The organism is Rhizobium albus (assembly GCA_030160035.1).
Taxonomy (GTDB): domain Bacteria; phylum Pseudomonadota; class Alphaproteobacteria; order Rhizobiales; family Rhizobiaceae; genus Georhizobium; species Georhizobium albus.
In genome coordinates this window covers 209604-223994 of record BSNO01000004.1, presented here as the reverse complement: position 1 = coordinate 223994, position 14391 = coordinate 209604, and the positions used below count along the sequence as shown (strand labels likewise).

Annotated in this window: 17 protein-coding genes; 8 read left to right on the top strand and 9 right to left on the bottom strand. The window is 60.8% G+C overall.

All coding sequences use genetic code 11. The features are described from left to right. Positions 1-96: 96 nt before the first annotated feature. From hslV to QQL76_RS16360, 3 genes are all read left to right on the top strand, one after another. Positions 97-657 carry an ATP-dependent protease subunit HslV gene (gene hslV, locus QQL76_RS16370; RefSeq protein WP_499208552.1) on the top strand — a complete coding sequence of 187 codons (561 nt, stop codon included), beginning with the start codon at positions 97-99 and terminating at the stop codon, positions 655-657. 56 nt (positions 658-713) lie between these two features. Then, on the top strand, positions 714-2018 hold the full coding sequence (gene hslU, locus QQL76_RS16365) for an ATP-dependent protease ATPase subunit HslU (protein ID WP_126007358.1): 1305 nt from the start codon (positions 714-716) through the stop codon (positions 2016-2018). Between the two features lie 134 nt (positions 2019-2152). Continuing rightward, complete coding sequence (locus tag QQL76_RS16360; protein ID WP_499208551.1) at positions 2153-3118, top strand: DUF1402 family protein; 966 nt, start codon at positions 2153-2155, stop codon at positions 3116-3118. 5 nt (positions 3119-3123) lie between these two features. Here the strand turns inward: QQL76_RS16360 and QQL76_RS16355 are convergent, their stop codons facing one another. The 4 genes from QQL76_RS16355 to QQL76_RS16340 are packed head-to-tail and all read right to left on the bottom strand — an operon-like array spanning position 3124 to position 5888. Beyond that, positions 3124-3483 (bottom strand): helix-turn-helix domain-containing protein, encoded by a 360-nt coding sequence (locus tag QQL76_RS16355; RefSeq protein WP_499208550.1) that lies wholly within the window; start codon positions 3481-3483, stop codon positions 3124-3126. Then, positions 3480-4073 carry a Smr/MutS family protein gene (locus tag QQL76_RS16350; RefSeq protein WP_499208549.1) on the bottom strand — a complete coding sequence of 198 codons (594 nt, stop codon included), beginning with the start codon at positions 4071-4073 and terminating at the stop codon, positions 3480-3482. Before QQL76_RS16350 ends, QQL76_RS16355 begins: the two co-directional genes overlap by 4 nt. After that, positions 4070-5170 carry a murein transglycosylase A gene (gene mltA, locus QQL76_RS16345; protein WP_499208548.1) on the bottom strand — a complete coding sequence of 367 codons (1101 nt, stop codon included), beginning with the start codon at positions 5168-5170 and terminating at the stop codon, positions 4070-4072. The genes QQL76_RS16350 and mltA overlap by 4 nt, the downstream gene beginning before the upstream one ends. A gap of 7 nt (positions 5171-5177) precedes the next feature. Beyond that, positions 5178-5888 carry a Tim44/TimA family putative adaptor protein gene (locus QQL76_RS16340; protein ID WP_404863349.1) on the bottom strand — a complete coding sequence of 237 codons (711 nt, stop codon included), beginning with the start codon at positions 5886-5888 and terminating at the stop codon, positions 5178-5180. Between the two features lie 189 nt (positions 5889-6077). On the opposite strand from QQL76_RS16340, the gene QQL76_RS16335 reads away from it, so the two are divergent. Then, positions 6078-6638: an FxsA family protein gene (locus QQL76_RS16335; protein ID WP_499208547.1), complete on the top strand. Its 561-nt coding sequence runs from the start codon at positions 6078-6080 to the stop codon at positions 6636-6638. 100 nt (positions 6639-6738) lie between these two features. Continuing rightward, positions 6739-7263: a protein-export chaperone SecB gene (gene secB / locus QQL76_RS16330; protein ID WP_126007372.1), complete on the top strand. Its 525-nt coding sequence runs from the start codon at positions 6739-6741 to the stop codon at positions 7261-7263. Positions 7264-7335: 72 nt separating this feature from the next. Here secB and dnaQ read toward each other — a convergent pair whose 3' ends face one another. The 5 genes from dnaQ to QQL76_RS16305 are packed head-to-tail and all read right to left on the bottom strand — an operon-like array spanning position 7336 to position 10993. Then, positions 7336-8031 (bottom strand): 3'-5' exonuclease family protein, encoded by a 696-nt coding sequence (dnaQ, locus tag QQL76_RS16325; protein WP_499208546.1) that lies wholly within the window; start codon positions 8029-8031, stop codon positions 7336-7338. 19 nt (positions 8032-8050) lie between these two features. Then, a complete protein-coding gene (gene coaE, locus QQL76_RS16320; protein ID WP_499208545.1) occupies positions 8051-8644 on the bottom strand; it encodes a dephospho-CoA kinase in 594 nt (197 codons plus the stop codon). Then, positions 8641-9486: a shikimate dehydrogenase gene (locus QQL76_RS16315; protein ID WP_499208544.1), complete on the bottom strand. Its 846-nt coding sequence runs from the start codon at positions 9484-9486 to the stop codon at positions 8641-8643. Before QQL76_RS16315 ends, coaE begins: the two co-directional genes overlap by 4 nt. Continuing rightward, complete coding sequence (locus QQL76_RS16310) at positions 9483-10082, bottom strand: Maf-like protein (protein ID WP_499208543.1); 600 nt, start codon at positions 10080-10082, stop codon at positions 9483-9485. Before QQL76_RS16310 ends, QQL76_RS16315 begins: the two co-directional genes overlap by 4 nt. Positions 10083-10126: 44 nt before the next feature. Next, positions 10127-10993, bottom strand: a complete 867-nt coding sequence (locus tag QQL76_RS16305; RefSeq protein ID WP_499208542.1) for a pyruvate, water dikinase regulatory protein — start codon at positions 10991-10993, stop codon at positions 10127-10129. A 374-nt stretch (positions 10994-11367) separates the two neighbouring features. Between QQL76_RS16305 and hemE the strand changes: the two genes are divergently transcribed. The 3 genes from hemE (at position 11368) to rho (ending at position 14388) form a co-directional block, all read left to right on the top strand. Further along, entirely contained in the window at positions 11368-12375 is a 1008-nt protein-coding gene (gene hemE / locus QQL76_RS16300) for a uroporphyrinogen decarboxylase (RefSeq protein ID WP_499208957.1), read from the top strand. Then, positions 12362-12901, top strand: a complete 540-nt coding sequence (hemJ, locus tag QQL76_RS16295) for a CopD family protein (RefSeq protein ID WP_499208541.1) — start codon at positions 12362-12364, stop codon at positions 12899-12901. Before hemE ends, hemJ begins: the two co-directional genes overlap by 14 nt. Positions 12902-13122: 221 nt before the next feature. Continuing rightward, positions 13123-14388 (top strand): transcription termination factor Rho, encoded by a 1266-nt coding sequence (gene rho / locus QQL76_RS16290; RefSeq protein WP_126007388.1) that lies wholly within the window; start codon positions 13123-13125, stop codon positions 14386-14388. The last annotated feature ends 3 nt before the right edge of the window (positions 14389-14391 follow it).

Here is a 14391-nt window from a genome sequence, read left to right as displayed (position 1 = left end):
TCTTACATAAGACCTCGAATTCCATTGGCGGCTCGCGGCCGATGTTCTCCGGACCGGTCGAGCCCATTTCTCCCGACGTTCAAGGACTGAATTTTCATGAGCGATCACGATCCCTACGGCACGATGCATGCCACCACCATCATCACCGTTCGCAAGGACGGACAGGTGGTCATGGCCGGCGACGGCCAGGTCAGCCTCGGCCAGACCATCATGAAGGGTAATGCGCGCAAGGTGCGCCGGCTCGGCAAGGGCGATGTCATCGCCGGTTTCGCCGGTGCCACGGCCGACGCCTTTACCCTTTTGGAACGCCTCGAAGCCAAGCTCGAGCAATATCCCGACCAGCTGATGCGCGCCGCAGTCGAGCTCGCCAAGGACTGGCGCACCGACCGCTATCTGCGCCGGCTGGAGGCGATGATGCTCGTCGCCGACCGATCCGTCACCCTTGCGATTACCGGCAATGGCGACGTTCTCGAGCCGGAGCACGGCACGATCGCGATCGGATCAGGCGGCAACTATGCCTTCGCGGCCGCACGGGCGCTGATGGACACCGACCTTGGCGCCGAAGAGATCGCGCGCAAGGCGATGGGCATCGCCGGCGATATCTGCGTCTACACCAATGGCAATGTGGTGGTGGAGCTTCTGGACGACGCGGCCTGAGATCTCTCGGCCCCTCAAACCGCTCCACGCATTGCGCAGCACAGGACATATTCTCAATGACCGTTTTTTCTCCGCGCGAGATCGTTTCCGAACTCGACCGGTTCATCATCGGACAGAACGATGCGAAGCGCGCCGTTGCCATCGCATTGCGCAACCGCTGGCGCCGCCAGCAGCTCGATGAGAGCCTGCGCGACGAGGTGATGCCGAAGAACATCCTGATGATCGGACCGACAGGCGTCGGCAAGACCGAGATCTCGCGCCGTCTGGCGAAGCTCGCCGGCGCGCCCTTCATCAAGGTCGAGGCGACGAAATTCACCGAGGTCGGCTATGTCGGCCGTGACGTGGAGCAGATCATCCGCGATCTGGTCGAGGTCGGCATCGGCCTTGGTCGCGAGCGCAAGCGTCAGGAAGTGAAAGCAAAAGCCCACCTTTCCGCCGAAGACCGGGTTCTCGATGCACTTGTCGGTTCCACGGCCTCGCCGGCGACACGCGACTCGTTCCGCAAGAAGCTGCGCGAGGGTCTGCTCGACGACAAGGAAATCGAGATCGAGGTGGCCGATACCGGCTCCGGCATGCCGCTCGATATCCCTGGCATGCCAGGCGCCAACATTGGCGTGCTCAACCTGTCCGACATGCTCGGCAAGGCGATGGGCAAGCGCACCAAGAAGATCAAGACAACCGTCAAGCAGTCCTATCAGCAGCTGATCGAAGACGAGGCCGACAAGCTGATCGACGACGAGCAGATCGCGCGTGAAGCGGTACGGGCCGTGGAGAATGACGGCATCGTCTTCCTCGACGAAATCGACAAGATCGCCGCCAAGAACGGTGGAATGGGTGCGGGCGTGTCCCGCGAAGGCGTGCAGCGCGACCTTCTTCCGCTGGTCGAAGGCACGACGGTCGCCACCAAATACGGGCCGGTCAAGACCGACCACGTTCTCTTCATCGCGTCCGGCGCCTTCCACGTCTCAAAACCCTCGGACCTCTTGCCGGAATTGCAGGGGCGTCTGCCGATCCGCGTCGAGCTGCGGGCGCTGACGAAGGAAGATTTCCGCCGTATCCTGACTGAAACGGAAGCCAGCCTGATCAAGCAATATGTTGCGCTGATGGGCACGGAGCAGGTGGAACTCAGCTTCACCGATGATGCAATCGATGCGCTGGCAGGCGTCGCGGTCGATCTCAATGCAAGCGTCGAGAACATCGGCGCCCGGCGGCTGCAGACGGTGATGGAACGCGTGCTCGACACGATCTCGTTCGAGGCGCCCGACCAGTCCGGCACGACCTATGTGATCGATGCCGACTATGTCCGCAAGCATGTGGGCGATCTGGCGAAAAACACCGATCTGTCGCGCTACGTTCTCTAGCTCAACGGTGATTGTGGCGATTCGGCACCGCGTGGATACTTTCGTTCACGCGGTGCTCTATTCGGCTGCGATCCATCTCGACATCAAGGATCGCTCGTCGCTATTCATCGCCTATTCTATGAGGGCTGAAAGCGATGATTCCCGGCGGCTGGACACGTGTCTTCTGCTTGACGGTGGGGCTTCTTGTTGCTGCGCTTCCGGCGCAGGCGGCCGGACGGCCGGTGCCTGAAGGAAACCGCTTCGCCGAGCAACCGGCCGTGCCGGGCGCATCGAGCCGCCGGACATCCGGGCTCAACACGACCTTCGAAGCAAAATACCGTCGGATCTACGATCTGCTCGCTTCTGACGAGGGTCTGCGCACGAAAATCCGCTCGGCAGGCCGTGCTTACGGCATCGACCCGATCCACATTGTCGGTGCACTGGTCGGCGAACACACCTACAATGTCGACGCCTATGATCGGCTCCAATCCTATTACGTGAAGGCCGTCGCCTATGCTGGCGAACGCTTCTCATTCGGCTACAAGGGCGAAAACGTCCTCACTTTCGTCGGCCGCGAACCTTTTGCCCATTGCGGCGAGTTGACGGGCTCCTACGCGCTCTGGTCCTGCCGCGAACGCGTCTGGGACAATGTCTTTCGCGGCCGCACAGTTGATGGCGTCCGCTACCCGAACGATCGGTTCTCGGCCGTCTTCTTCCAGCCCTTCTTTGCCGGCCAGACCTTCGGCCTCGGTCAGATCAATCCGCTGACGGCGCTGAAGATGTCGGATCGCGTCAACAAGGTTTCGGGCTATCCGAAGCTCCAGGCGGATGATCCGATCGGGGTCTACCAGGCGATCATGGATCCCGACCGGTCGCTCGCCTACATGGCTGCAATCCTCGCCTCGTCCATCGAGGTCTATAAGCGCGTCGCGAATTTCGACATTTCGACCAATCCAGGCATCACAGCCACGCTCTACAATGTCGGCGATCCCGATCTGCGCGCTGCCGTTCTTGCCCGCCGCAATGGTGGCGGCGGTCGTCACCTTCCTGAAGAGAATTATTATGGCTGGCTGGTGAACGATCGGCTGGAAGAACTGCGGACGTTGTTCCCCGAAAGCTGAGCGTATCAGCGTTCGATCTGGTCCAGCAGTGCACTCAAGGTGGCGAGCTCCTTCTCGCTCATCTGCGGCAGCAGATGCGCCAGACGGTTGGCGATCTCGGTCTTCTGCTGAGACAGACCGCTCGTTTCGAGCTTGATCTTCGGGTCAGACAGATAGGCGAGGCGCTGCAGTTCTTCGGCCTCGTCCCAGATGATGTTGAAGAAGCCAATCACCTTCTGCACGAATTCCCAGCTCGGGCGACCCCGGTGGCCGTGCTCCAGCGCCGACAGATAGGCCGGAGAGACGCCGAGGGCTTCGGCCATCGCACGCTGTGTGATGCCGCGCTCGGTGCGCATCCGCCGCACGGCGGCGCCGAACGGCGTCATGGCGCAGGCCTGCGCTTCTTCAGGCGGAGATAGATGGCGCCCTCGCCGCCATGGCCGCGCGCCGCCTGCTCATAGCCGGACACATAGGGGCGGAAATCCGGCTGGGTCAACCAGTGGGGCACAGCACGCTTCAGCGCGCCTTCACTGCCGAACGACGCACCCTTGCCGGTGATGACGAGCACATGGCGCAGGCCATCCGCATAGGCCCTGCCGAGAAAGCCGAGCAGCCTCATATGCGCGGCTGATTGATCGAGCCCATGCAGGTCGATCGTCGCGTCGATCGGCAGTCGCCCGCGCGCGATCTTACGATGAACGGGGCGCTCGATCGGGTGCAGCGAGGCGGCAGGCTGTTTTGCTTTTCGGGTTTCGTCGACCGGTGATTCGCGGAACGAAGCTGCCAGCGCCTTGCGCATGCCTTCCGTCACTTTGGCAGGCTCAGGCAGCTGTACGCTGTTCTCCGGGACTTTCGGCGCGAGATCGGCGCTGCTGCCGAGCAGGCTCTCCATCCGACCTGGCATGGGACGCGCGGTCTTCGCCACCTTGTTCCAGAGCGCGTTTTCACCGCGTGTCAGCTTGCGTCCCTTGCTCATAGGCCGAGCCTCGTCGCGGCTGGGCGTGGAACGAGGATGTGGAAAGTTGCTGCGTGCTTGATGCTTCCCGCTTCACTGCCTGCATCTGAGCCAGAGCCTGTGAAAATGTCGGCGCGGGCAGGTCCGATAATGGCCGAGCCCGTATCCTGCCCAATCATCAATCGACAGAACGGCTTAGGGCCATCCACATGGGTCAGGCTCTCGGCATTGATGAAGAAAGGTGTGCCGAACGTATGGATCTCACGATCCACGGCGATCGATCGCCCGGCCGTCAACGGCACCTTGGCAGCGCCGATGGGGCCACGTGTCGGATCGATCTCGGGCTCCTCCCGGAAGAAGATGAACGACCTGTTCTGCCAGAGGATTTCGTCCAGCCGCTCCGGATTCGCGGCCAGCCACTGCCGGATCGTGTCCATCGTCACTGATTTTGCGTCGATTTCACCGAGATCAATCAGGACACGACCGATGGCTTTGAAGGGATGGCCGGACTTGCCGTTGAAGGTGATGCGCGTGACCGTGCCGTCCGGAAAGACAAGCCGGGCCGATCCCTGGATATGCGTGAAAAATACATCCACGCGGGAACGGGCCCAGGCGATTTCGAGATCTCGCTCCGACAGCGCTCCGCGTTCGATCGATCCACGATCGGCGAATTCTTTGAGACCCTCGGGATCCTGCTTTGCCCAGGTGATACCGGCAGCCTGCAGTGAGGGCGCTTCGCCCGCTTCCAGCTGCCGCAGTTCGGGTGGCCGCTTCAGGAAGGGAAACCGGAACTGAGCATCCGGGATGCGCGAAACCTCGACCTCAGGCTCGTAATAGCCGGTCAGAAAGCCGCTGTTCTGGTTGCCGATCCGGCAGGGCCGGAAATGCTGCTCGAAGAAACGGCGCGATGTTTCGGGCTCATCGGCGAGGTAATCGAGTGCTGCGATGGCGGGCGTGAAATCCGTGGCTTCGATGCCGAGCGATCCGGTGCGATACGGCTTTTGAGAGGATGTCAGGTGGCGAGCGCATGCCCGAAACGCCGAGAGGGCGGCACGATGATCATCGGCCGCCCACGCTGAAATGTCCTCAAAGCGAGCCGGATGAAGAACCGCCGGCATGGCGCCGTCAGGCGTCGGCTTCGGTGGCGATGAGCTTCCAATTGGGGTCGCGCGACCGCGTATCACGGGCAAAGGTCCAGACATCATTGACCTCACCGACGCTCTCGGCGTCACCATCGACGACCTTGCCATCCTTGTCATGGGTCACGGAGATGAGCTGGCTGACGAGGCGCAGCGTCACCGCTGACTCGGAGCCCTTCAGCTCCGCCTGGACGATTTCAGCCTTTTCGACGCCGACGAAAGAGGATTTCACCGTTTCGCCGCGCGATTCGCGCTCGTTGATCGCAGCGACGAAGCCTTCATAGACTTCGCGGGACAGGAGGTTCTTCAGCGTCTTGCGGTCGCCGTCGGCAAAGGCCGTGACGATCATTTCATAGGCGATCTTCGCGCCCTCGACGAACTGCTTGGGATTGAAGGCAGGATCGGCTGCGGCGATCTCACGCAGGCCGGCATTCAAATCCGTGCCGGGCTTGGCATAGGCATCCACGGCTTCGAAGCCACCTTCAGCACGCGGCGTATCACGACGAGGCAGGCTGACGACCTTGCCATCGTCAGAAATGTCCGTCCCGGCAGGGGCCTTGGCACCTTCGCGCTTGGTATAAGGGTCGTAGGGCTGGCGCTCATTGCCCGTTCGACGACCGAGCACACTGCGCAGCTGCAGAAATATGATAACTGCCGCCACGAAGAAGAAAAATGTCACAAAATCAAAGGAGCCCATTGCGCCTGCTGCCGATCGGGTGTGTGCCTGCCGCCCCATATAAGGCCCAGGCGGGGATCATTCAAACTCCGTACATTCAAATTGCGACATGGGGCCACCATATTGGGGCCGATTGTTGCGACGGTCGATGTATGAGGCCTGTCGAAACTGTAGTGTATCGGTGTCCACTCAAGGATCAATGGCTGTCACATGGCGTTCTCTCTCGTGCCTTTCATGCTTTTGGCCATGCCGATCGCGGAAATCTCCGTCTTCATCCTCGTCGGAAGCCAGATCGGGCTCTTGCCGACACTTGGCCTGATCCTGGTCACAGCCATCATCGGGTCGGTTCTGTTGCGCGTCCAAGGGTTCGGGATCGTGCGTCGCATCTCGGAAGAAGCGCGTGCCGGTCGCGTGCCGGGCCGGGAGCTCATTCACGGCGTCATGATCGTCGTTGCGGGCGTGCTTTTGCTCACGCCCGGCTTCATTAGCGATACGATCGGCTTCCTGCTCTTCGTTCCGGCCGTCCGGGATTTCGGTTGGCGTCTCGTCAAGGACCGGATCGTCGTGGTAGGTGCGGGTCTCGGAGCGGGCATGGCCGCCGGGATGCGTGGTCAGGCAAGACATCCGAGCGATGAACAGAGGCCCTATGGTGCGCAGCCGCGTGGCCGCACCGTCATCGACCTGGACGAGGACGACTTCAGCCGCGAGCCATCACCGGATAGCCCGTGGCGAGACGATCAGGACGGCCGTGGCGGCCCGAAAAGCCACTGATTGTGCGCTTTGAGTTGTCACCCGGTGGTTGAAGTGATAGCCACGCCGGGATTTTTAAGGGCTGCCGTCAGGCAGTTCGACGGACAAATGGGGAAGAACGATGGCCGAGGAAACAAAGAATTCCGATGGAGCCGCAGCACCAGCGGCAGCCGACAAGGCAAATGGCGCAACGCCGACTTTGAACGTGGTTTCGCAGTACATGAAGGACCTGTCCTTCGAAAATCCGTCCGCGCCGCGCAATGCGGGCCAGCGCGGCAAGGCGCCGTCCATCAATATCAATGTCAACGTCAACGCCAATCCGCTCTCGGAAACCGAGTATGACGTCGTGCTGACGCTGAATGCGACGGCGAAGGATGGCGACACGGTCGTCTTCAACGCCGAGCTCGTCTATGGCGGCATCTTCCGCCTGCAGGGCTTCGCCAAGGAGCACATGCTGCCGCTGCTCTTCATCGAGTGCCCGCGCATGCTGTTCCCGTTCGCCCGCCAGATCATTGCAGACGCAACGCGCAATGGCGGTTTCCCGCCGCTGATGATCGACCCAATCGATTTCGCGCAAATGTTCCAGCAGCGTATGGCCGCCGAGCGGACCCGCGCGGCGAGCGCTCCGGCGCCACAGGTCAACTGACCAAAACGATGATCAGCTTTCCCCGATCGGCCAGATCGGGGAAGGCGTTCAGAGCGATTTCTGGAACACAATCTATCGCAGAACGCGCCACAACGCGTTCTTGCCGAGCCTTTCGACCAGGCGTGCATGCGCTGCTTGTTCCAACTCTGTCAGCCGTGGCGGCAGCGGGCGCTCGCGCACCATGACGGAGATGTCGATCTCGACGGATCTCCCTCCACCATTGTTTCCAAACTCGATTTCCAGACCAAGCGCCGTCTGACGGCCGCCGATCATCTCGATATAGACTTCGGCCAGGAGCTCAGCGTCGAGCAATGCGCCGTGCTTGGTGCGGTGGCCGTTGTCGATGTTGTAGCGCCGACACAGCGCATCCAGCGAGTTCGGACCCATCGGATGGCGTCGACGCGCGAGCACCAACGTATCGAGGATCTGTTCGCGCCCGATGGGAGCGATCCCGATGCGCTCGAATTCGGCGTTGATGAAGCTGATGTCGAATGTCGCGTTGTGGGCGATCAGTGTCGCATCGCCGAAGAATTCCTGCAGTTCGCCCGCGATCTGGGCGAAAGTCGGTTTGTCCGCCAGGAATTCGTCGGTGATCCCGTGCACCTGCAGCGCATCCGGATGGACGGGGCGTCCCTGCGCATTGATGTAGACGTGGAAGCTGCGGCCTGTCGGAAAATGGTCGATGAGCTCGAGACATCCGATCTCGATGATGCGATCGAGCCTGAAATCGAGGCCGGTCGTTTCCGTGTCGAAAATGATCTCGCGCATCACGCTCTCCGTCCGCGTCTCATGCGGGTTGTCCGGTCAGTTCTAAAATGATCGCCTCGACCCGCTGCTCCGTCGCAGCCAGACCCTCGCCGGTCTCGATGATGAAGTCGGCACGGGCGCGCTTTTCGGCATCCGGCACTTGCCGCGCGAGAATAGAGGCGAACTTCTCCTCCGTCATGCCGGGCCGGGCCATGACGCGCGCCTTTTGCACATCTTCCGGACAGGAGACCACGGCAATGCGATCGACATCGGCATCCCCACCACTTTCGAAGAGCAGCGGCACATCCAGAAGGACGAGCGGATGGCCTGCGGCTTTCTGCTCGCTGAGAAAGGCTTCCCGCTCACGCCGGACAAGCGGATGGACGATCGCTTCCAGTTTTTGCAGAGCCTCCCGGTTTCCGAGAACCTTCTGCGCCAGGACAGTCCTGTCGATGACCCCGTCAGCGCTCGTTATGCATGGGAACGCGGCTTCCAGCATGGGCACAGCCTGGCCGGCATAAAGCTCGTGAACGACGGCGTCGGAATCGAAGACCGGAATGCCGCGTGCGGCAAACATTGCGGCGGTCGTCGATTTCCCCATGCCGATCGAGCCTGTCAGACCGAGCTTGATCAATGTTTCGACTCCAGATCGGCGATCACCAGATCCCGGACTTCCTGGGTCACGTCGGGGCGCAGTCCGAACCAGCGTTCAAAGCCCGGAACAGCCTGGTGCAGCAACATGCCGAGACCATCGACGATCGGCAGTCCCTGGGCTTTCGCCTCTTTCAAAAACGGCGTCATCAGCGGCGCGTAGACGATATCGGTGACCACGGCGTCGGGACGCATGCTGGTGAAATCAATGGATGGGACGTCCGAACCGTCGAGACCCAGAGAGCTGGTGTTCACAAAGAAGTCTGCGTTCCGGACGAGCGAAGAAAGCTTTTCCATCCCGTGGGCAGCTGCTTTGGGACCGAATAGGCCAGCGATCTCCCCTGCCCTTTCAACCGTGCGGTTGACGATATCGACGCGGTCGAACCCGCGTTCGACCAGCGCGTCGATCACCGCGCGACTTGCGCCGCCCGCGCCGAGAACTACAGCTCGCTCACCGCGATGCCAACCCGGCGCACGCTGATCGAGATTTGCGAGGAACCCATAGCCGTCCGTGTTTGTGAGATGCAGGCGCCCATCGACGCACCAGAGTGTGTTTCCGGCACCGAGCCGTGCCGCGACCGGATCGATCTCATCGGCGCCACGCATGGCGGCTTCCTTGTGGGGCATCGTCACATTGCCGCCGACAAAACCCGCTTCGCCGCTTCTCAAGCGGTCCAGAAATCCGGGGAAATCATGCGGGGCGACGTCGAGCGCTTCATAGGAGCCGGCGATGCCATGCTTCTTCAGCCAGTGGCCGTGAATGATCGGCGAGCGGGAATGTCCGATCGGGTGCCCGACGACGAAGGCGGCAGGCGGCGTGGTCATCCGTCGATTGCCCCGACCCGGCGCAGCTCGGCCAGAAGCGGCAGCAAGGGCAAACCGACGATAGTGAAGTAATCGCCCTTGATCTTGTCAAACAGCTGGATGCCCTTGCCCTCGAGTTGGTAGGCGCCGACACTTTTCAACGCGATGTCGCCGACCGATGCCAGATGACGACCGATGAAGCCGGGATCGAGGCTCCGCATGGTCATGGCGGCGGTCGACATATGGCGCCACACGGCCTCGCCGTCACGGGCAAGAACGATCGCGGAATTGAGATGATGCGTCTTCCCGGACAGCTTCAGCAGATGGCGGCGTGCACCTTCCATGTCGTCAGGCTTGTGAAAGACTTCATCTCCCAGCGACAGGGTCTGGTCGGAACCGATGACCCATGCGCCAGGCGAACGCTCGCTCACATCGACGGCCTTCGCTTCGGCGAGCACCAGAGCGACATCTTCCGGTGTCGCACCACTATCGGCCAGCGGCGCTTCCAGCGCGCGTTCGTCCACTTCAGCCGGCACGGCATCGAATGCCACTCCGGCGTTTTCCAGTAACTGCCGGCGAAAGGGGCTCGAAGACGCCAGAATGATGGGTTCAGCCATGAGCGAAGCGGTCCTTTCCTTGGAGAAATTCGATGGGTCGAGCGCTAGCGTGCCTTGGCGCGCAAGGCAAGAATCGCAGCGGCCGTCTCCTCGATCGACTTTCGAGTCACGTCGATCATCGGCCAGTTCCTGCGCAGGCAGAGAGAGCGGGCGTGCTTCAATTCCTCGGCGATCGTCGCGCGGTCCGTATATATCTCTGAATTGTACCCTAACGCGTTGCCGAGTACACGGTTTTGCCGGACCTGCGCGATGCGTTCGGTAGAGGCGATGAGCCCGACGATCAGCGGCTTGCGCGCCTGGTCGAGCGCCGGCGGCAAGGGATTGCCCGGCACGATCGGAAAATTGGCTGTCTTCACACCGCGATTGGCCAAATAGATGCTTGTCGGCGTTTTCGACGTGCGGCTAATGCCCACGAGAACCACATCGGCTTCTTCGTAATCGGTGATGATCTGACCGTCGTCATGATCCATCGTGTAGTTCAGCGCATCGATGCGGCGAAAATATTCCGCGTTCATCACGTGCTGGGCACCGACGCGGCGCCGCGACGGAGCTCCCAGATAGGACTGGAACACCGTCATGATCGGCTCAAGCACGGAAACGCTCGGAACGCCCATTTCCCGGCACCTTGTGTCGATCATGGAGGACAGGTCCTGATCGACGATCGTGTAGAGCACGATGCCCGGCGCACCATCGATCGCGTCAAGTACAGCGCCCAGCTGCTTGCGGTTCCGGATCAGCGGATAGACGTGCTCCAGCACCTGAGCGTCCTGGAACTGCGCGGACGCAGCTCTGCCGGCCGCCATTAGGGTTTCACCGGTCGAGTCCGAAATCAGATGCAGGTGAAAGTAATTTTTCGGCTGATCCACACGATTCACTGGGGGCTGTTGATGACTGTTGATGAGTTTCGGCATGAGGATCGCGGTGCTCTCAGGCCGGTATGAACTGCCGACTTGTCCACAATGAGCTCTGCGGGGACGGCCTTTCACGGTCAATGTCACGCTGCGGCGAATTGGAGGATGCGTCAACACACCATCCACAGCTTAACCAAACGGGATCAAGGCTGCGCTTTGCCGCAAAATGCTGAAATACCATCGCTTTTTGAGATGTCCACATTGCAAAGCGAATCAAGTGATTCCAGTGTGCGGCACAGATGGCTTCCACGCTTCTTGTGGAGAAGATGTTGACCAAAACTAATCCCTGGAACACACCGACTCTAAGAAGAAGAATCCATTTCAAAGAATCCTTTATTTAAGGAAGAGGAGACGCCGTGACCGACCGAAAGGTGCTGCGCGTTCTGGCAGGAGAGACCATCAGCCCACCACCGATCTGGCTGATGAGACAAGCGGGACGCTATCTTCCGGAATATCGGGAGACGCGGCTGAAGGCGGGAAGCTTCCTCGATCTTTGCTACACGCCCGAATACGCTGTCGAAGTGACGCTGCAGCCGATCAGGCGGTACGCATTTGATGCTGCGATCCTGTTCTCGGACATTCTCGTCATTCCCGATGCCTTGAAACGTGGTGTGCGCTTTGAAGAAGGGCGAGGGCCCCTGATGGAGCCGATCGATGCCGATGGCATTGCCGCGCTTACTCCGGAAGGCGTGATCGATCATCTCGCCCCGGTATTCGAAACGGTGCGGCGTTTGAGAGCCGAGTTGCCGGCCGAGACGACCCTGCTCGGTTTCTGCGGTGCGCCCTGGACGGTTGCGACCTACATGATCGCGGGGCATGGAACGCCTGACCAGGCACCGGCACGATTGTTCGCCTACCGCGAACCTGCCGCATTCGCGCGGCTTCTGGACCTGCTGGCCGACATCTCCGCCGATTATCTGTGTGCACAGATCGAAGCTGGCGCCGACGCGGTTCAGATCTTCGACTCCTGGGCGGGTGTTCTGGGCGAAGCCGAATTTGATGCCTTTGCGGCTCGCCCCGTCCGGCGCATCGTTGACCAAGTTCGGGAACGTCATCCGCAGGCGCGCATCATCGCTTTTGCGAAAGGTGCCGGCGCCCTTCTGGAGGGCTACCGCAAGCGCACCGATGCGGACGCGATCGGTCTCGACTGGTCGGTGCCATTGTCATTCGCCAAGCGGCTTCAGGAAGAAGGTCCGGTTCAGGGCAATCTCGATCCGATGCGCGTCGTTGCCGGCGGGAAGGCTCTGGATGAGGGGATCGATGCCATTCTCGATGTTCTCGGCAATGGGCCGCTGATCTTCAATCTCGGTCATGGCATCACGCCGCAGGCCGATCCTGCACATGTGACGCAGCTGGTGGAGCGGGTGCGTGGTCGGACCTGAGGCTTCAGCCGCCGCCGGCCGTAAAGCGCGTCACAGGGCCTACACGGCCATCGCTGTGCTGCTTTTCTGCGTGGTGCTCGTCTTCTGGTGGCGGCCGGCCAGTCTCGATCTCTGGATCAAGGCGGCGCATGTGGTGGCGGTAATATCCTGGATGGCCGGGCTGCTATATCTGCCGCGGCTTTTCATCTACCACACCGATGCCGAGATCGGCTCAGTTCAGTCGGAAACCTTCAAGGTCATGGAGGAGCGGCTTCTCGAGGTGATCATGCGCCCCGCGATGATGATCTCCTGGGTGCTGGGGCTGTGGCTTGCCTATTCAAGCTTCGCTTTCTCGGGCGGATGGTTGTGGGCGAAGATTGCCGCAGTCGTCGCGCTGACTGCCATCCACATGCGCTTCCTCAAGGCCTGGAAGAGCTTCGCCGCCGATCGTCGGGAGCACACGGCACGCTATTGGCGGATCATGAACGAGGGCCCGACGCTCTTGATGATCGCCATCGTCATCCTCGTGATCGTGAAGCCTTTCTAAGCCTAAGAACCGATTTTTCAGCTTCCTATCCGCGTCTCACGTTGACGTGCGGCGACAAGCCGCTTGCGTGGGGGCAGGGGAATCGCTATTTTCGCGTCAACTTCTCCTCGGCATCGCGTTGACGTCCCCGGCGACAGGCTCCACGGAGCGCACACGCCTCTTCATTCCCGACGCGCCGCCCCCTCCATCATTTTTAGTTTTCCAGTCATCCCGGATACTCCATGCAAGAAATGAAGCTGCAAGAGCTCAAGAGCAAATCACCGACCGATCTTCTCGCTTTCGCGGAAACGCATGAAGTCGAGAACGCGAACGTCATGCGCAAGCAGGAACTGATGTTCGCCATCCTGAAGAAGCTTGCTGCGCAGGATGTCGAGATCATCGGCCAGGGTGTGGTTGAGGTTCTGCAGGACGGGTTCGGCTTCTTGCGTTCGGCCAATGCCAATTATCTGCCGGGCCCGGACGACATCTACATTTCGCCATCGCAGCTGCGTCGCTTCGCGCTCAAGACTGGCGATACGGTGGAAGGGCCGATCCGTGGACCCAAAGAAGGCGAGCGCTATTTCGCGCTGCTCAAGGTCAACACGATCAATTTCGAAGATCCCGAAAAGATTCGCCACAAGATCCACTTCGACAATCTGACGCCGCTCTATCCCGACGAGCGGTTCAAGATGGAGCTCGATGTTCCGACCTCGAAGGATCTGTCGCCGCGCGTGATCGATCTCGTCGCGCCGCTCGGCAAGGGCCAGCGCGGGTTGATCGTTGCGCCGCCGCGCACGGGTAAGACCGTGCTTCTGCAGAACATCGCACATTCGATCACGGCCAACCATCCCGAATGCTACCTGATCGTTCTCCTGATCGACGAGCGGCCGGAAGAAGTGACCGACATGCAGCGCTCGGTGAAGGGTGAAGTCGTTTCGTCCACCTTTGACGAGCCCGCAACGCGCCACGTTCAAGTTGCTGAAATGGTTATCGAAAAGGCCAAGCGCCTCGTAGAGCATGGGCGCGACGTCGTCATCCTGCTCGATTCCATCACGCGGCTTGGCCGTGCCTACAACACCGTCGTTCCGTCCTCGGGCAAGGTGTTGACCGGCGGTGTGGACGCAAACGCACTCCAGCGGCCGAAGCGCTTCTTCGGCGCGGCGCGCAACATCGAAGAGGGCGGGTCGCTGACGATCATCGCCACTGCCCTGATCGATACTGGCAGCCGTATGGACGAAGTGATTTTCGAAGAGTTTAAGGGTACCGGCAACTCCGAAATCGTCCTGGATCGGAAGGTGGCTGACAAGCGCATCTACCCGTCCATGGATATCCTCAAGTCCGGCACTCGCAAGGAGGATCTCCTTGTGTCTCGCCAAGACCTGCAGAAGATTTTCGTTCTGCGCCGCATCCTGGCGCCGATGGGTACCACCGATGCCATCGAGTTCCTGATCGACAAATTGAAGCAGACCAAGAACAACGCGGACTTCTTCGACTCCATGAACACGTAGTCG